Raw genomic sequence first — 17,045 nt, forward strand, 5'->3', positions numbered from 1 at the left:
CATGAACGTCCGGCCCGAGGGAGGAGAAGAGCCGGACGTGAGACCATGGAAAGTTGAGTTGGGGGGTCGGCCGGAGCCGACCCCGATTTCTCAGCTGTTCGGCAGCGTGAAGACCGTCACCTGGCCGCCAAGCGTGGTGTAGTTCGCGAGGGCGGCGTAGCCGCCGGCCGCGCCCAGACCTTCGCTGCCGCCGGTCAGACCGGCCGCGAGGCCGATGCCGGCCCAGCCGCCGACGCCCGAGAGCACCGCGATGTATTCCTTGCCCTTGTGCTCATAGGCCACGACGTTGCCGACGATGCCGGACGGCGTCTTGAACTTGTAGAGCTCCTTGCCGGTCTTGGCGTCGACAGCCTTCAGGTAGCCTTCGAGCGTGCCGTAGAACACGACGTTGCCCGCGGTCGCCAGGGCGCCGGACCACACGGAGAACATCTCCTTGTTGGACCAGACGATCTTACCCTTGACGTTGTCCCAGGCGATGAAGTTGCCCATGCCGCCATGGCTGTTGGGCGCGGCGTACATCGACAGCGTCGCGCCGACATAGGGCTGGCCCGCGGTGTAGGCGACGCGGAACGGCTCGTAGTCCATGCAGACGTGGTTGGTGGGGACGTAGAACAGATCGGTCTTCGGCGAGTACGACGACGGCTGCTGGTCCTTGGTGCCGAGAGCCGACGGGCAGACGCCCTGGGTGTTGTTGTCCTCGCCGTTCTGCTCCGTCGAGAATTTGGCGTTCAGGACAGGACGCCCATAGGTCTTGGAGCTCTTGTCCATGTCGATTTTCGACGCCCAGTTCACGACCGGGTCGTACTTCTCGGCGACGAGCAGGGCGCCCGTCTCGCGGTTCAGCGTGTAGCCGAAGCCGTTGCGGTCGAAGTGGGTCAGGAGCGGCTGCACCTTGCCGTCGATCTTCTGATCCGTGAGGACCATCTCGTTGACGGCGTCGTAGTCCCACTCGTCATGCGGGGTCAGCTGATAGATCCACTTGGCGACGCCGGTGTCGGCGTCGCGCGCGAAGATCGACAGCGACCACTTGTTGTCGCCCGGACGCTGCTTGGGGTTCCAGGTCGAGGGATTGCCCGTGCCGTAATAGATCAGGTTGAGCTTCGGATCGTACGAGTACCAGCCCCAGGTCGCGCCGCCGCCGGTCTTCCACTGGTCGCCTTCCCAGGTCTTCAGCGAAGAATCCTTGCCGATCGGCTTGCCGAGCTCGGTGGTCTTCTCCGGATCGACCAGCATCTCGTCGTCCGGACCCGTCGAATAGGCCTTCCAGACGAGCTTCCCGGACTTGAGGTCGTATGCGGTCAGCCGTCCGCGGACGCCGAACTCGCCGCCCGAGACGCCGACGATCAGCTTGTCCTTGACCGGCATGACGGTCGCCGTGTTGGTCTCGCCCTTCTTCGAGTCGCCGTTCACGACCGACCACTTCTTCTGGCCGGTCTTGGCGTCGAGCGCCACGACGGTCGTGTCGGCCTGCGCCAGGAAGATCATCCCCTCGGCATAGGCGACGCCACGATTGACGGTGTCGCAGCACATCACGGAGATGACGTTCGGGTCCTGCTTCGGCTGGTAGGTCCAGAGGATCCGGCCGTTGTCGTTCAGGTCGAGCGCGAACACGTTGTTCGGATAGGGCGTGTGGACATACATGATGTCGCCGATCACGAGCGGACCGCCTTCGTGGCCGCGCAGCACGCCGGTCGAGAAGCTCCAGGCGACCTGCAGCTTCTTCACATTCTGGGCATTGATCTGGTCGAGCTTGGAATAGCGGGTGTTGGCGTAGTCGCCCGTCTGGATCGCGAATTCGGCCGGATTGGCGATGTGCTTCAGCACGTCGTCGTTCGCCGACGCGGCCGACATGGCCCCGGCGACCCAGAACCCAAGGGCTGTAGACAGTAAGCGCTTCATGGACTTCCTCCAGGACGGCGGTGACGCCGGCAGGCGCGTGTTTTCGTTGGCCCCCGAGGGCGATCCGCCTCTTGATCTCTTAGGAAAGGCTCAGAATTTCCGACGTCGCCGTAGAGACAGCCTCCCGAATGCGGCCGGGAATTCTTCCCGATTTCGGCGCGGCGCTTGCAATCGGCCTCCCCATCCCGGACACCAATCCCTTGGAAGGGCAGGACTTTCACAGATGTCTCTGTTGGCTAGCCTGATCTACCGGGTCATCGGCGCGGTGACGCTCTGCCTGCTCTGCGCGGCGGCCTGGGTGATGGTCGACGCCAACCGGAACATCCGGGCCGAGGTGACGGCTTCCGCGGACCGCGTGGCGCAGCAGGCGGCCGGCCTCGCATGGCGCGAGATGACGTTCCGCGGCAGCGTCGGGGCGAACGCCAAATTCGCCTTCCCGGACTGGCGGAGCTCCGACACGCTCCGCGTCATCAGTCCGGGCTACTGCGTCAGCCTCGCCTGGACCGGCGAGGCGCCGCTCAGGCTCTGCGGCGGCCCGGCGAACGTCGGCGCTTCGGCGCCGACGTGGTTCATGGCGTTCTATCGCGCGATCTTCGGCCCGACCGAAGCAGAGACCCGCAACATCCACGTGTTCAAGCAGACCGCTGGCGTCGTCGTCGCCGAGGCGGACGAGGGCGCTGCGGCCCGGCAGGCCTGGCGCCAGGTGAGCGTGGTGGTCGGCGTCGCCGCTGCGATGGCGGTCGGGATCGGCCTGCTCGCGACCCTCGCGATCGGCCACGCGCTGCGGCCGGCCGACGTGATCGTCGCGGGCCTGAAGCGACTGGAGGCCGGCGACCTCGGCGCGCGGCTGCCCGCGTTCAGGACACGCGAGTTCGACCTGATCGCGCGCGCCTTCAACGATCTCACCCAACGCCTGTCGCACACCACCGCGCAACGCGCGGCGCTGACGCGCCGCCTGTTCCAGGTGCAGGAAGACGAGCGTCGGTCATTGGCGCGTGACCTCCATGACGAGTTCGGGCAATGCCTGACCGCGACCCGCGCGCTCGCCGCGGCGATCATGGCGGCGAGCGAGACGGAGCGACCGGACGTCGCCGAGGAGGCGCGCGAGATAGGGAGCATCAGCGAACGGATGATGGCGACCCTCCGAAGCACCCTCTCGCGCCTGCGGCCGCCCGAGCTCGACGAGGTGGGGCTCGAGCGCAGCCTCGATCATCTGGTCGCGAGCTGGAACGCCCGTCTCGCAGCGCCGGCGGGACAATCTGCGCCGCCCGTGTTCCGCCTCGACATCATCGGCGGCCTCGCCGCCGTGCCCAATCAGGCCGCGCTGACGATCTACCGCGTGGCCCAGGAATGCCTGACCAACGCTGCGCGGCATGGCGCTCCCACCGAGGTTCGGGTCAAGGTCGAACGCACGGCGGGCGCTGACAACGCGGTCGCCTTGACAGTGGAGGACGACGGCGGCGGCGATCCGGCCTCGCTGACCGACCGCGCGGGACATGGCATCCTCGGCATCCGCGAACGGATCGAGGCGTTGGGCGGCAGGCTCACGACCGGGCCGGCGGCGCACGGGGTGCGGATCGCCGCGATCATCCCTCTCTACGGCCTCGAACCGGCCGGGGCCGGCGGAGCGAACGCGTGAGCGCAACCACCATCCTACTGGTCGATGACCATCCCGTCGTGCGGGCGGGCTACCGCAAGCTGATCGAACGCAAGACCGGCTACTGCGTGGCCGGCGAGGCCGAGAACGTCTCGGAGGCCTATCTGCAATACCGCAAGCTGCAGCCGAGCATCGTCATCCTCGACCTCAGCCTGCCGGGATCGAGCGGGCTGGAGGCGATCAGGCGCATCCGCGGCTACGACCGGAAAGCCCGCATCCTGGTGTTTACGATGCATGACGGGCTCGCCTTCGCGCTGAAGGCGTTCGACGCCGGCGCAATGGGCTACGTCACAAAAAGCAGCCCCCCGACCGAGCTGATCGACGCCATGACCACGATCGTGCAGGGCGGCCGGGCGGTCAGCGCGGACATCGCGCGGGAGATCGCGGCCGAGCGGATGGCCGGCCGGCGGTCGCCGATCGAGAGCCTCGCCCCGCGCGAGGTCGAGATCCTGCAGCTGATCGCGTCGGGGATGACGACGGACGCCATCGCCGGGGCCCTGTCGCTCAGCCAGAAGACCGTCCAGAACTATCACTCGGGCATCAAGGCCAAGCTCAGCGCGCAGACCGACGCCAGCCTCGTATGGCTCGCGATCAGCGCGGGGCTGCTGGAGGTCGATGCGCCGGCGTGAAGGCGCGGAGCGGCGAAACGGCCTCGACGTCCCTGGATAAAGCCGCCTCGCGACGCCACAACCAATATGTCATGAATCGCGCGCTAGGCTGGAGCGTCGGCCACAGCGGGCGAAACGATCAAGCGACATCATGAACCGCGTACCCGATCCCCAGTCCTTCGCAGTCCTCAAGGAGCATGTGCGCCAGGCCGAGGAGAAGGGCTTCGACCACGTCGACACCTGGGTCTTCGACCTCGACAACACGCTCTACCCGGCCTCGTCGCGACTGTTCGACCAGATCGACGCCAAGATCACGGCCTATATCGCGAACCGCCAGGGCATCGACGGTCTGAGCGCCCGGGCGCTGCAGAAATACTACTACCGGCGCTACGGTACGACGCTGAAGGGGCTGATGTCGGAGGACTGGCTCGATCCGGACGACTTCCTCGCCTTCGTGCATGACATCGACCATTCGGTGCTGGCGCCCGCGCCGGCCCTGGCGGAAGGCATCGCCCGGCTCCCCGGCCGACGTTTCGTGCTGACCAACGGCTCGCGCCGGCATGCGGAGAGCACCATCGCCCGGCTCGGGGTCGCCCACCTGTTTGACGACGTGTTCGATATCGCGGCTTCGGGCTTCGTGCCGAAGCCGGAGGCGGCCGCCTACGACCTGTTCCTGAAGCTCCATGGCGTCGCCCCGGCGAGGGCCGCGATGTTCGAGGATCTCGGCAAGAATCTCGTGGTGCCGCATGCGCTCGGCATGCGAACCGTGCTGGTGGTGCCCGCCGAGGGCGAGCCCGACGCGCTCGATCGCCTCACCGCTCTCGACGACGCCTCGCCCGCCGCGCATGTCGACCACATGACGGACGACCTCGCCGGCTTCCTCGCCGCTCTCGCGATCGTGGCGCGCTAGCTCTACCGCCCGGCCTCTCGCGCGGCCGCCCGAATTCCCGCGAGCGTCGCAGTCGGCGTGATCGCCTCGGGGTCGATCTGCACATGGACCAGCGCCGGTCGCCCGCAGGCGCGCGCCTCCGCGAAGGCGGCGGCGAACCGGCCGCTCTCCGTCACTGAAAAGCCCACCGCGCCATAGGCTCGTGCGAGCGCGGCGAAGTCCGGATTGCGCAACGCCGTCCCGAACGGCTTGCCCGGATAGTCCCGCTCCTGATGCATCCGGATCGTGCCGTACTGGCCGTTGTCGAGCACGACGACAACCAGCGCGAGCTCGCGCTGGACGGCGGTCGCCAGTTCCTGCCCCGTCATCAGAAAGCAGCCGTCGCCCGCCAGCGCCACGACCTCGCGGTCGGGGAACAACCGCTTCGCCGCGATCGCAGCCGGCAGGCCGTAGCCCATGGAGCCCGAGGTCGGCGCGAGCTGCGATCCGTAGGCCGTGAACCGGTGGAAGCGGTGCAGCCACCCGGCGTAGTTGCCGGCGCCGTTGCAGACTATGGCGTCCGCCGGCAGTCCGGCGAGCGCCGCCATCACCTCCGCCATCTGGACGGCGCCGGGATGCGCGGGGACCGCGCCCGACCACTCGAGATAATCCCGACGCGCCGCAGCAGCCTCGTCAGCCCAGGGGATGGTTTGGGGCGGCTGCAGGCCTTCGAGCGCGGCCGCGAAGGCGATCGGCGAGGCGTTGATCCCGAGAGTCGGCTGGTACACCCGGCCGATCTCCTCGGCGTCGGCATGGACATGGACCAGAGCCTGCCGCGGCGTGGGGACCGACAACGCCGCGTAGCTCTGGCTCGACGCCTCGCTCAGCCGGCCGCCGACCAGCAGGACGAGATCGGCGCGCGCCACGCGGGCCGCGAGCTTCGGGTTCGGCGCGATGCCGAGATCGCCGGCGAAGCTCGGATGATCGGCCGGAAACAGCATCTGCCTGCGGAAGGTGACGGCGACCGGAAGCGCAAAGCGCGCCGCGAAACGCTTGACCCGCTCCACCGCCGCCGCCGACCAGCGCGAGCCGCCCACGAGCGCGATCGGCCTCTTCGCCGCCCACAGCATCTTCTGAAGCTGCGCCATATCGGCGAGCCCGGGCCATGTCTCGGCGGAGACGACGGGAGCGGCGTCCGCGATCTCAGCGGTTTCCGCAAGCATGTCCTCGGGCAGCGCGATCACGACCGGGCCGGGGCGGCCCTGGCATGCGACCCGCAGCGCACGCGAGACGAATTCGGGGATGCGGGCGGGATCGTCGATCTCGACGACCCATTTCGCCATCGAGCCGAACACCGCGCGACAGTCGAGCTCCTGGAAGGCCTCGCGATGGCGCACGCCGCGCGCGACCTGCCCGACGAACAGGATCATCGGCGTCGAGTCCTGGCTCGCCACGTGGAGTCCGCTCATGGCGTTGGCGGCGCCGGGGCCACGGGTGACGAAGCAGAGGCCGGCGCGTCCCGTCAGCTTGCCGGCGGCCTCCGCCATCATCGCGGCGCCGCCCTCCTGCCGGCAGACGACAAAGTCGAAGCGCTTCGCGCGCATCGCCTCGAGAACGGGGAGGTAGCTTTCTCCGGGCACGCCGAAGCCAAGCGCAAGACCGTTCGCCACGAGCGCGTCGACGAGAATGTCGGCGCCGGTGCGCAGAGCCGCCATCCGCTTCTCCCGCCTCAGCCGTGCCGGTCGGCGGCGATCACGACGGGAACGCGCGCGAGGATCATGCGCAGGAGGCTCCTCGGCAGCATGCGGCCGACCCGGATGGCGGCGACCATCTGCCAGGGGAACGCGATCCGCTCGGCGCCGCGTTCGATACGGCGCCGGATCAGCGCCGCCGCGTCGTCCGCGGACATCTCGAACGGCTTCGGCCCGAGATAGCGGGCGCTCATGTCGGAGGTGACGAAGCCTGGGCAGACAACGCTGACTCCGACCTGGTCCGGCGCGAGGAAATCGCCGAGCGCCTCGCCCCAGGCGAGAACGCCGGCCTTGGAGGCGGAATAGGCCGCGGTGTCGCCGACCGGCTGGAGGGCCGCGAGCGAGCTCATCAGCACGATGCGGCCGCCGCGGCGGGCTCGCATCGGCTCGATCAGCGGCGTGGCGGTGGCGATCGCGCCCTCGAGATTGACGCGGAGCTGGCGTTGCGCGCTCTCGAAGGTCTCCATCCGCCGGCCCTCCTCGAGGCCGCCCGAGACTCCGGCGTTGGCGATCAGCAGATCGACGGGATGCGCGGCGTCGAAGGCGAGCAGGACGCTCGACAGCGCCGCTGCGTCGGAGACGTCGACGGAGGCGATCTCGACGGCGGCGCCCTTCGCCCGGCATTCGGCGGCGACCGCCTCGAGCCGTGCGGCGTCGCGTCCAATCAGCAGCAGCGTCGCCCCGGGTTCGGCGTAGACGCGGGCCAGCGCGGCGCCGATGCCGCGACCGCCGCCGGTGACGACGACCGACCTCGGAAACCCGGAACGCGCAGACATGGAGCTCACTCGCCGGGGACCGGAGATCTCTCGGCGTAGGCGCGCTCGACCCGCCAGCCGGGCGCCCTGGCGCGCGCGAGATGCGGCGAATGCGCGACCAGCCGGACCATCGCGTTCGCGACCGCAATGTCGACAGCCTCGCCCGAATAGAACCCCCCGTTCAGCTGGGTCTGCGCCGTGACGACCTTGCGGAACGCCGCCACGAAGTCCGGATCGGGCGGCGTCGGCGCGCGCCAGAAGCTCTCGAGCGTGCCTTGATGGGTGAGGCCGGGGAGATCGTAGATCGCCTGTCCGAGCGCGATCGTCGGCTTGCCGCGGTCGATCGCAAGCGTGCCGATGGTGCTGTTCACCACCACGACGCCGGACGAGCGGTCGATGAGCCCTGCCCCCTGACCGCCGTCCATATAGAGCAGCCGGTCGCCGAGGCCGGTGCGGCGGCCGGTGATCTGCGTCGCGCGCCGGCGATTCACGAGACCGTTGTCGAGCGGGTGCAGCTTGACGACGAGACGCGCCTCCGGCGCCGCGTGGGCCGCGAAGGAGCGGGCGACGAATTCGACGACCTCGTTCATCGCGCTGAACGGCGAATGGAGGCGGATCTGGTAATCGCTGTCGAGTTGCAGCGGCAAGACGAAATACGGCGCGCCCTCGGCCGCCAGCGCCTGCTCCACCCCCGCCGCCCGACGCGCTTCAGCCTTGCGGCGCATGAAGCGGCCGATCCAGCCGGCGTATTCGATCAGCGGATGCTGCGGACGATAGCGGCGATAGCCCGGATAGAGATACGGGAACCCCATATTCGCGCCGTTGTAGATGACGTCCCACAGCGAGCGCGTGCGCATGTCGCCATAGATCGGGCGATGGGGAACCTGTTCCGGAAGCTCGTCGGCGAGCCGCCGGATCGTCTCCGGATCGCGGGGCAGGCTGGAGAAGCCGTTGACGCCGCCGGCCTCCATCGTGATCCAGTGCGGGCGAAAATAGCCCTCCTCGAAGACATGGACGTCGACGCCACGAAGCTGGGCGGTGGCGATCGCGACGCGGTGATAGGGCCGCCCGTCGCCGAACAGGACGAGGTCGGTCACCTCGCGCGCGTCCATCAGCGCCGACAGGAAATCCCGCCAGTCGTCGAACCTGCCGCGATAGTCGACGGCGCCCGGGACGCCCCAGAACAGCCTGTCGCCGAGATTGAGATTGATTCGCTCGACGCCGTAACCTTCGTTACGGAGCGCCTTGCCCAGCCGCTTGAAGAAGGGCGAGGCCAGCCCCTGAAGAAAAAGGAACGTGCGTTTCGGCCGCGTTCGAACGTCGTCCCCGCCGTCGATCATCGGTCGCCTGCCCGGGTCGGGTTCTAGCGACCCAACCCCGTCCTTTCGCTATGGCGCGCCCAAAACGATCTCGCACTTGCGAGAACCTGCGACGTCTGAGCCGAGCCGGCGGCGTCGCATTGGCCGTTGCACCGCAAGCGGCGGACCGCTAGCGCTGAACTTGAATTTGGGAGCGTAGAAAACTCGGACCACCATTTGAACCACACGACGGGCAGAGTGGCAATCATATGCAGACGTTTGCGGCGGAGGACCGCGGACGTCGAGGCCATCTCGGGGGTGAGCGCCCCGGCTTTCGCACGCCCGCGCGGACCGCTTGTTGCGGTCGTGACCGCAATTGACGATCCGGCTTTCGAATCGGCGAAAGCGCTCGCAACTGCGAAAAGCGCGCGGTTGCTGACCGTCGCGGAAGGGCCATTCGCGGTGGCGCTGCTCGACCGCGCGGACCGGCCGCTCTGCTATCGCGTCGACGGGCTGGGCGGCGCCGGCGACCCGCCACCGGACCGGGCTGCGCTGCGCGAGGCCTTCGCGGCCCTCGCAAATCTCGCCCCCCCCGGCGACATCCGCATCGCGCCGGAGTTCGACCCCGCAGACGCCGATTTGGTCTGGCTGTCGCCTTATGATCGCCGCCGCATCACGCCCGGCCGCGCTGCAACCATTGCGGGCGACATTCTGCGGCATCGCGAAAAAACTGCGCGCCGGAGCTTCGCGATCGGCGTGACGAGCTGGAAGCGGACGACGCTCACCGCGTTCCTCGACGGACCGAACGGCCCGCCCGTCTTCGTCAGCCGCCCCGAGGACGCCGCAGCGCGCGCGAAGCGGTCGTCCGGGCAGATGGTGGTCTGGGCGTCCCGCCGGACGGAAACCGCCGAGCGCGCCGCACGCGAGGCGGACGTCCCGCTTTCCCGGCTGGAGGACGGCTTCCTGCGCTCGGTCGGGCTCGGCGCGGCCTTCGTCCGCCCGGTCTCGCTCGTGCTCGACGGGGCCGGGGTCTATTACGACCCCGCGGGTCCGAGCGATCTCGAGGTGATCCTTCGCGAGCGCGATATCCCGGAAGCGATGCTGGCTCGCGCCGCCGCGCTCCGCCGGCGGCTCGTGGACGAGGGCGCCACCAAGTACAATGTCGGCGCCTCGGCGGCCGCGCGCGTGGTGCCCGAGGGACGCTTCGGCCTGCTGGTTCCGGGGCAGGTCGAGGACGACGCCTCGATCCTGCGCGGGGCCGGCGCGGTCCGTACCAATCGTGCGCTGCTGGCCGCCGCCCGCGCCCGGAGACCGGACGCCTTCATCGTCTACAAGCCGCATCCCGACGTCGTCGCCGGCTATCGGCGCGGCGAGGCGGTCGATCCCGAATGCGCCCGGCTCGCCGACGCCGTGGTGATCGACGGCTCGATCGCGGCGCTCTATCCGCAATGCCGGGCGATCGAGACCATGACTTCGCTCTCGGGCTTCGAAGGTCTGTTGCGCGGGCTCGAGATCACGACCCACGGACAGCCGTTCTACGCCGGCTGGGGACTGACCGAGGACCTCGCGCCGCAGCCGCGCCGCGGTCGCCCGCGGACGATCGACGAACTGGTCGCGGCCGCGCTCATCCTCTATCCGCTGTATTGCGACCCGGTCACCCTGCTCCCCTGCGGGCCGGAAACCGCGCTCGACCGCATTCTCGAGCAGCGCGCGCAAGCTGCCACCGGGACCGGACGGCTCAGAAGCCGCTTCCGGCACGCCTACGCCCTGACGCGCCATCGGCTGCTCGGCCCGATCGCGCGGAGACTTTCGTGACCTCGCTCCTGATCGCTTTCGCGCTGTCCTTCGTGGTTTCGCTCGAGGTCGAGCGCTGGCCGCCTTCGCTCGGCTCATTCAAGGCGCCGGCAGGCGCGCTGGCGTTCCGGCTAGCCCTGCACGCCGGGCTGTTCGCCGGCGCCTTTGCGCTGTCGTGGCGACCCTGGCACGCCGGCTTCGTCGTCATCGCGCTGTCGGCCCTGTTCGGGGCGGGTGACGGGATGAAACGACGCATTCTCGGCGAGCCTTTGCTGTTCTCCGACTTCGCGCTGGTGCGGCTCGCGATCCGGCACCCACGGCTCTATTACGCCGACAGGCTGAAGAGCCCCCGCGCGATCGGCGCCTTTGCGGCGGTGGCCGCCGCAACCGCGGTGTGGTTCTTCTTCGAGCCTTCGATCCTGCCGCCGGGCGGCGGCGCGCTGCTCGCGATCCCGCCGCTCGCAGCGCTTGCGGTCTGGCTCGGCCTCAGGACTGCGCCCGCGTCCTCCGCCGCGCAGCGGCTGGTCGGCGCGGCGCCGGACCCGGCCCGCGACGTGAGCCGATTCGGTCTTGGCGGCGCCATGCTGCTGCACTGGCTCGCCTGGCGGAGGCAGATCCGTCCCTCCCCGGCCGCGCTCGCGGCGGAGGCGACCACTCCCGCTCCCCGGCCTGCGGCGAAGGGGCCGGCGATGATCGTCGCAATCCAGAGCGAGAGCTTTGTGGACCTCGTCGGCCGAGGGCTGCCGGGCCCGGACCTTCCGGTCTGGCGCAGCCTGAGGAAGCGCGCCATCGCCTGGGGCCGTTGCCGGGTGCCGGCCGAGGGCGCCTATACGATGCGCAGCGAATTCGGATTCCTGACCGGACTGCCGACGGACTCGCTCGGTCTGGACGCGCTCGATCCCTACCTCACAGCCAAGGCCTACGCCTCGGCTTCGCTCGCCCGGCATTTCCGCGCCTCCGGACGGCGCACCATCTTCATCCACCCCTACGACCGCCGGTTCTTCGAGCGAGACGAGCTGATGCCGGCGCTCGGCTTCGAGCGCTTCATCGACGGCGAGGCGTTCGCCGGCTCCGAACGATTCGGCCCTTACGTCTCCGACGCCGCGCTCGCCGATGCGGTGGTCGCGGAGATCGAAGCGGCGCGGGAGCCGACCTTCATCTTCGCCGTCACGATCGAGAATCATGGCCCCTGGGGTCCCGGCCGGATCGAGGGACTCGACGATCCGGCCGCGCAGTATGGCCGCCATCTCGAAAACGCCGACCGCATGGTCGGCCGGATCGCGGCCGCGCTCCGCAGCCGGCCGGGCGGCGCCCTGCTCTGCGTCTATGGCGACCATGCGCCGGCGCGCACGCTTCATCCGGACATGCCGGACCGCGGATCCGCAGACTATCTGCTGTGGGATTCGAGCGAGTCCGAGAAGCGCCGCAGGCCCGCCCGCGACCTGTCGATCGACGCTCTCGGACGTTTGCTGCGAGCCAGAAGTTAAGGCGGCCGGCGCCTGAAATGTTGCCAAAACGTCTCTAACGCTCAACCAAAGCGGCGTCATCGACGGGGCCGGAGGGCGCGGACGCGGACGTTAGTTGGCACGTAATAGGTTCGGTGCTAACGGGACCGCCCGGGGTAATAGCGCTAAGTGAGGCCTTATGCGGTCCAGGCACGTTTCCGGCTTGGCGCTCGTCTGCGCCGCTGTCGGCATACTGGCGGGCTGCTCGACGCTGCCGGCCGCTGGCCCAAGCACGACGCAGATCGACCCGCCGAACACAAATCCGGACCCGATCAAGGATTACCTGGTCGTCGACCTGAACCAGCAGGTCGTCGACATCCTCTCGCAGTACCGCGTCGCGCCGTTCTCCAACCGCTTCGCGGCCCCGCGCCCGGCGCCCGGCCAGATCGTCGGCGTCGGCGACGTGCTGTCGATCAACCTGTTCGAAGCCGGCCAGGGCGGCCTGTTTGCGAGCGCCTATGGCGCGCGCGTCGCGCTCCAGCAGCGAGTCGACACCGACGGCTCGATCAGCGTGCCGTACGCCGGCCGCGTGAAGGCCGCGGGCGAATCTCCGCAGGTCGTCGAGAGGCGCATCGTCGCGGCGCTCGAAGGCCGCGCCATCCAGCCGCAGGCGCTGGTCCAGATCACCGAGACGGTCAGCCGCAGCTTCGTCGTCAACGGCGAGGTCTCGAAGCCCGGCCGCTACCCGATCACCGCAGCCGGCGACCGCGTGCTCGACGTTCTCGCCACCGCCGGCGGCGCCAAGCAGGAGGCCTTCGAAACCCGCGTCACGCTGCAGCGCGGCTCGAGCCAGGCCTCGGCGGTGATGAAGGACCTGATCGATAATCAGTCCGAGAACGTCTACGTCCAGCCGAACGACCGCATCTACGTCACCAAGGATCCAGAGATCTTCCTCGCCTTCGGCGCGGTGCCGAATCCCGGCCCGATCAATTTCGGAATCGAGAAGCTCTCGCTGCTCGAAGCCGTCGGCAAGGCGGGCGGCCTGATCGACCAGCGCTCCGATCCCAGCGCGTTCTTCCTGTTCCGCTACGAGCCGGCCTCCGCCGTGCGCTCGATGCGACCGGACTACAATGGCCGCTTCGGCGAGAAGGTGCCGGTGGTCTACCGCGTCAACCTGCGCGATCCGAGGGCCTACTTCTTCGCCCGGAACTTCATGATGCGCGACCGCGACGTGCTCTTCGTGTCGAATGCGCCGCTCACCGAGCTGCAGAAGTTCCTGGAGATCCTGTCGACCGCGCGCAACGTGGCCTCGACCGCCTATCTCGCGCAGCGGATTTCGGCGAGGCTTTAATTTCGGCGAGGCTTTAGAGGACGGCCCTCGGCCGTCCTCTTTCACGTCCTGAAGACGAGCGCTCCGCCGACAAGCCCTGCGCCAGCGGCCGCCAGCAGCAGGGTTTCGCCTTCGGCGACAGGCCGAGCCTGGTGTGAAAGGCTGAGCGACAGCGGGATGGTGGCGGCCGACGAGTTGCCGTACTCCGCCACTGTGGAGACCGTCGCAGCCGCTGGCGTTCCCACCTTGCGGCCGACCGCTGAGAAGATGCGCGCATTGGCCTGATGCGGAACGAAGCGGTCGACGGACTGCGCCGCGACGCCCGCCTCGCCCAGCGCCTCGGTCGAGCACTCCGCCATCAGGCGCACCGCCTCGGCGAACAGGCCGCGGCCATCCGAGATGGTCATCAGCGTCTCGTCGACCGCGACGTCGTGCGTGAACGGCCGGCTGCTGCCGCCGGCGGCGATCCCGACCAGCCCATAGCCCGCGCCGTCCGACGCAAGCGACTGGCCGATGACGCCGCGGGCGGCATCCTGCGAGGGTCCCAGCACGACGGCGCCGGCGGCGTCCGCGAACAGCACCGAACTCGCCCGCTCCGCCGGATTGATCCGGCGGCTGAGGAGATTGGCGGCGATCACGAGCGCGGCCCTGCCCGTCGCGCGAACATGGGCGTCGGCGAGCGCGAAGGCGTAGACGAACCCCGCGCAGGCGCCGGCGAGGTCGATCGCGCCGGCGCGGGTCAGGCCGAGCCGGCGGGCGACGAGCGGCGAGGAAGGCGGCAGCAGCTGGTCGGGGGTCGATGTCGCGAGAAGCAGTAGCGATATCTCGCCTCGATCGACGCCTGCGCTCTTCAGCGCGTCGTCGCCCGCCTGTCCCGCAAGCCCCGAAAGCGTCTCGCCGTCGCTCGCCCACCTGCGTTCGCGCACGCCGGTGCGGCGCTCGATCCAGCCTGGCTCCAGTCCGAGCGCGCTCTCGATCTCGGCGTTCGCGACCCGGCGCGAAGGGGCCGCATGGCCGAGACCGAGGATACGGGTTCCGGCCGCCCTCACGGCCTGAGGCCGAGCGCGTCGGGCGCCTCGAGGATGGCGTCGTAGAGCCGGTCGAGCTCGTCCTCCGTCACGCAATAGGGCGGCATGAGGTAGACGACGTCGCCGAGCGGCCGCACCAGCAGGCCCTGGCCCAGGAAGAAGGCGCGCAGCTTCGGGCCGATCTCGGCGAGATAGCCGGCGTCCGGCGTCACGATATCGACGGCTGCGATCGTGCCGCGGACGCGCGCGTTCGCGAACCGCGCATCGCCGTCGAAGCGCCCGATGCGGGCCCGTTGCGCGGATGCGAGGGCCGCGACGCGCTCGGCGACCGGCTCGTCGCGCCAGACGCCGATATTGGCGAGCGCCGCCGCGCACGCGATCGGGTTCGCGGTGAAGGACGAGGAATGGAAGAAGGTCTTGGCGCGGTCGGTCGAATAATGCGCGTCGAAGATCTCGGCCGTCGCCAGCGTCGCCGCGAGCGGCACGGCCCCGCCGGTGAGGCCCTTCGAGGTGCACAGGATATCCGGCGCGACGCCCGCCTGCTCGCAGGCGAACAGGGTTCCGGTGCGGCCCCAGCCGGTCATCACCTCGTCGGCGATGAACAGCGCCCCGGCGCGCTCCGTGGCGCGCTTCAGTTCGGCGAGCGTCGCGGGGCCGTACATGCGCATGCCGCCGGCGCCCAGCACCAGCGGCTCCACCACCACGGCGGCGAGGTCGCCCCGGCGGCCCGCGGCGTCCAGCGCGTCGATCGTCGCCTGCTCGCGGCCGGGCGCCGGGAACGGCAGCCGCTCGACCTCGAACAGCAGCGGCTCGTAGGGCGCGTTGAACACGCCGCGTTCGCCGACGCTCATCGTCCCGATCGTGTCGCCGTGATAGCCGCCTTCGAGCACGGCGATCCTGGTCCGCGTCTCGCCGCGGTTGGCGAAAACGCCGAGCGCCATCTTGAGCGCGACCTCGACGGCGGTGGAGCCGGAATCCGACAGGAAGACGTGCTTCAGTCCGGCAGGAGCCAGCGCTACGAGCTCGCGCGCCAGCCGTTCCGCCGGCTCGTGGGTGAGGCCCGCGAAGATGATCTGATCGAGGTTTTCGCCTGCTTCCGCGATGGCGGCCATGATCGCCGGGTGGCGGTGGCCATGCGTCGTCACCCACCAGGACGAGATCGCGTCGAGGATCTTTTCGCCCGTCGCCGTCTCCAGCCACGCGCCCTCGGCGCGGACGATCTTCGGCGGCGCGGGCTCGACGGCGTGCTGCGTGAAAGGCCGCCAGAGGGGAGAGGACGGGGACATGGCGCTCTAGCAGTTCGGCGCTTCGGGCGGCCGGGCTCGGCCGGGCTTTTTTGGAGCGCGAGCCATAGCCGCTCCGGCGCCGGAAGGGAACGCGGCGATCCGCGGCGGCGTGCGTCGCGCTTGCCCTGCTGCGTCGCGCGCGCCAAACCCTTCGCGACGCAGACACCGACGAGGACCGATCCGCGATGACCGACCTTCCGACCGAGATGACCTACATCCGCGCCACGGGCGACGGAGGCCCGGAGGTGCTGGTCCCGGCGAAGGGGCCGCTGCCGACGCCCGGCGACGGCGAGGCGCTGATCGAGGTCGTGGCCGCAGGCGTGAACCGGCCGGACGTGATGCAGCGCCTCGGCATGTATCCCCCGCCCCCCGGCGCGCCGGAGACGCTCGGCATGGAGGCGTCCGGCCGGGTGGCGGCGCTCGGGGCCGGAGTCGAGGGCCTGAAGGTCGGCGACGAGGTCTGCGCGCTGTTCGGCGGCGGCGGCTATGCGGAATACGTCACGGCGCCGGCCGCCACCTGCCTGCCCGTGCCGAAGGGCGTTTCGCTAATCGACGCGGCCGGCATCCCCGAAACCTTCTTCACCGTCTGGACCAACGTGTTCGAGCGCGCCGGGCTGAAGGAGGGGCAGAGCTTCCTCGTGCACGGCGGCACGTCGGGCATCGGCACCACCGCGATCCAGCTCGCGGTCGCACGCGGCGCGACGGTGTACGCGACTGCGGGGGGGCCGGAGAAGGTCGCCTTCTGCGAGAAGCTCGGGGCCGCGCGGGGGATAGATTACCGGACGGAGGACTTCCAGGCGGTGCTGAAGGAGGCGACCGGCGCCAAGGGCGTCAACGTCATCCTCGACATGATCGGCGGCGACTACACCGCGAAGAACATCAAGTCGCTCAGCGTCGAGGGCGTGCTGGTGCAGATCGCCTTCATGCAGGGGCCGAAGGTGCAGATCGACCTCACCCCGATCATGCTGAAGCGTCTCACCGTCACCGGCTCGACGCTGCGCCCCCGCACCGTCGCCCAGAAGGGCGCGATCGCCGACGCGCTCAAGCGCGAGGTCTGGCCGCTGATCGAGGCCGGCAAGGCGAAGCCCATCGTCCACGCGACGTTCCCGCTGGAGAAGGCCGCCGACGCTCACCGGCTGATGGAGCAGAGCTCGCACATGGGCAAGATCCTGCTGACGACGGGGAAGGCGTGAGAGCCAAGCGCGAGGAAGCAGAATAAACCTCGTCGTGGTCCGGCTTGACCGGACCACCCATCTCAAGGCTCGAGCGCTACGCTCGAACATGGGTCCTCCGGTCAAGCCGGAGGACGACGCCGCGTTTTTCGAT

The 17,045-nt window shown here is 69.5% G+C and carries 13 protein-coding genes; 7 read left to right on the top strand and 6 right to left on the bottom strand.

Annotated features, from left to right (window positions below; all coding sequences use genetic code 11):
* Window positions 1-90: 90 nt before the first annotated feature.
* The gene (locus PKE75_RS01145) at window positions 91-1,899 is read right to left on the bottom strand and encodes a methanol/ethanol family PQQ-dependent dehydrogenase (RefSeq protein WP_271166850.1); all 1,809 of its coding nucleotides are present in this window, start codon (window positions 1,897-1,899) and stop codon (window positions 91-93) included.
* 223 nt (window positions 1,900-2,122) lie between these two features.
* On the opposite strand from PKE75_RS01145, the gene PKE75_RS01150 reads away from it, so the two are divergent.
* The 3 genes from PKE75_RS01150 (at window position 2,123) to PKE75_RS01160 (ending at window position 5,074) form a co-directional block, all read left to right on the top strand.
* Window positions 2,123-3,538, top strand: a complete 1,416-nt coding sequence (locus PKE75_RS01150; RefSeq protein WP_271166851.1) for a histidine kinase — start codon at window positions 2,123-2,125, stop codon at window positions 3,536-3,538.
* Complete coding sequence (locus tag PKE75_RS01155; RefSeq protein WP_271166852.1) at window positions 3,535-4,185, top strand: response regulator; 651 nt, start codon at window positions 3,535-3,537, stop codon at window positions 4,183-4,185. Before PKE75_RS01150 ends, PKE75_RS01155 begins: the two co-directional genes overlap by 4 nt.
* A 130-nt stretch (window positions 4,186-4,315) precedes the next feature.
* Window positions 4,316-5,074: a pyrimidine 5'-nucleotidase gene (locus PKE75_RS01160; RefSeq protein ID WP_271166853.1), complete on the top strand. Its 759-nt coding sequence runs from the start codon at window positions 4,316-4,318 to the stop codon at window positions 5,072-5,074.
* 2 nt (window positions 5,075-5,076) lie between these two features.
* Here the strand turns inward: PKE75_RS01160 and PKE75_RS01165 are convergent, their stop codons facing one another.
* The 3 genes from PKE75_RS01165 to PKE75_RS01175 are packed head-to-tail and all read right to left on the bottom strand — an operon-like array spanning window position 5,077 to window position 8,878.
* Complete coding sequence (locus tag PKE75_RS01165; RefSeq protein WP_271166854.1) at window positions 5,077-6,747, bottom strand: thiamine pyrophosphate-binding protein; 1,671 nt, start codon at window positions 6,745-6,747, stop codon at window positions 5,077-5,079.
* A 14-nt stretch (window positions 6,748-6,761) separates the two neighbouring features.
* On the bottom strand, window positions 6,762-7,559 hold the full coding sequence (locus PKE75_RS01170) for an SDR family NAD(P)-dependent oxidoreductase (protein ID WP_271166855.1): 798 nt from the start codon (window positions 7,557-7,559) through the stop codon (window positions 6,762-6,764).
* A gap of 5 nt (window positions 7,560-7,564) precedes the next feature.
* On the bottom strand, window positions 7,565-8,878 hold the full coding sequence (locus PKE75_RS01175; RefSeq protein ID WP_271166856.1) for a capsule polysaccharide biogenesis protein: 1,314 nt from the start codon (window positions 8,876-8,878) through the stop codon (window positions 7,565-7,567).
* A gap of 390 nt (window positions 8,879-9,268) precedes the next feature.
* Here PKE75_RS01175 and PKE75_RS01180 point away from each other — a divergent pair, with 390 nt between their 5' ends.
* The 3 genes from PKE75_RS01180 (at window position 9,269) to PKE75_RS01190 (ending at window position 13,426) form a co-directional block, all read left to right on the top strand.
* Window positions 9,269-10,651 (top strand): capsular polysaccharide export protein, LipB/KpsS family, encoded by a 1,383-nt coding sequence (locus PKE75_RS01180; RefSeq protein ID WP_271166857.1) that lies wholly within the window; start codon window positions 9,269-9,271, stop codon window positions 10,649-10,651.
* Window positions 10,648-12,117: an LTA synthase family protein gene (locus PKE75_RS01185; protein ID WP_271166858.1), complete on the top strand. Its 1,470-nt coding sequence runs from the start codon at window positions 10,648-10,650 to the stop codon at window positions 12,115-12,117. Before PKE75_RS01180 ends, PKE75_RS01185 begins: the two co-directional genes overlap by 4 nt.
* Before the next feature lie 181 nt (window positions 12,118-12,298).
* Entirely contained in the window at window positions 12,299-13,426 is a 1,128-nt protein-coding gene (locus tag PKE75_RS01190) for a polysaccharide biosynthesis/export family protein (protein ID WP_271166859.1), read from the top strand.
* 41 nt (window positions 13,427-13,467) lie between these two features.
* Here PKE75_RS01190 and PKE75_RS01195 read toward each other — a convergent pair whose 3' ends face one another.
* On the bottom strand, window positions 13,468-14,454 hold the full coding sequence (locus tag PKE75_RS01195; RefSeq protein WP_271166860.1) for a beta-ketoacyl-ACP synthase III: 987 nt from the start codon (window positions 14,452-14,454) through the stop codon (window positions 13,468-13,470).
* Window positions 14,451-15,719 carry an adenosylmethionine--8-amino-7-oxononanoate transaminase gene (locus PKE75_RS01200; RefSeq protein WP_271166861.1) on the bottom strand — a complete coding sequence of 423 codons (1,269 nt, stop codon included), beginning with the start codon at window positions 15,717-15,719 and terminating at the stop codon, window positions 14,451-14,453. The genes PKE75_RS01195 and PKE75_RS01200 overlap by 4 nt, the downstream gene beginning before the upstream one ends.
* A 185-nt stretch (window positions 15,720-15,904) precedes the next feature.
* Between PKE75_RS01200 and PKE75_RS01205 the strand changes: the two genes are divergently transcribed.
* The gene (locus PKE75_RS01205; protein ID WP_271166862.1) at window positions 15,905-16,912 is read left to right on the top strand and encodes an NAD(P)H-quinone oxidoreductase; all 1,008 of its coding nucleotides are present in this window, start codon (window positions 15,905-15,907) and stop codon (window positions 16,910-16,912) included.
* Window positions 16,913-17,045: the final 133 nt, after the last annotated feature.

The sequence above is a fragment of the Hansschlegelia plantiphila genome (genome assembly GCF_027922265.1).
GTDB lineage: Bacteria > Pseudomonadota > Alphaproteobacteria > Rhizobiales > Methylopilaceae > Methylopila > Methylopila plantiphila.

Excerpts from the sequence above, each read along its gene's own strand:
- PKE75_RS01160 (WP_271166853.1), top strand. The coding sequence starts at position 4,316 with ATGAACCGCGTACCCGATCCCCAGTCCTTCGCAGTCCTCAAGGAGCAT.
- PKE75_RS01165 (WP_271166854.1), bottom strand. The coding sequence starts at position 6,747 with ATGGCGGCTCTGCGCACCGGCGCCGACATTCTCGTCGACGCGCTCGTG.
- PKE75_RS01145 (WP_271166850.1), bottom strand. The coding sequence starts at position 1,899 with ATGAAGCGCTTACTGTCTACAGCCCTTGGGTTCTGGGTCGCCGGGGCC.
- PKE75_RS01175 (WP_271166856.1), bottom strand. The coding sequence starts at position 8,878 with ATGATCGACGGCGGGGACGACGTTCGAACGCGGCCGAAACGCACGTTC.
- PKE75_RS01170 (WP_271166855.1), bottom strand. The coding sequence starts at position 7,559 with ATGTCTGCGCGTTCCGGGTTTCCGAGGTCGGTCGTCGTCACCGGCGGC.
- PKE75_RS01205 (WP_271166862.1), top strand. The coding sequence starts at position 15,905 with ATGACCGACCTTCCGACCGAGATGACCTACATCCGCGCCACGGGCGAC.
- PKE75_RS01150 (WP_271166851.1), top strand. The coding sequence starts at position 2,123 with ATGTCTCTGTTGGCTAGCCTGATCTACCGGGTCATCGGCGCGGTGACG.
- PKE75_RS01200 (WP_271166861.1), bottom strand. The coding sequence starts at position 15,719 with ATGTCCCCGTCCTCTCCCCTCTGGCGGCCTTTCACGCAGCACGCCGTC.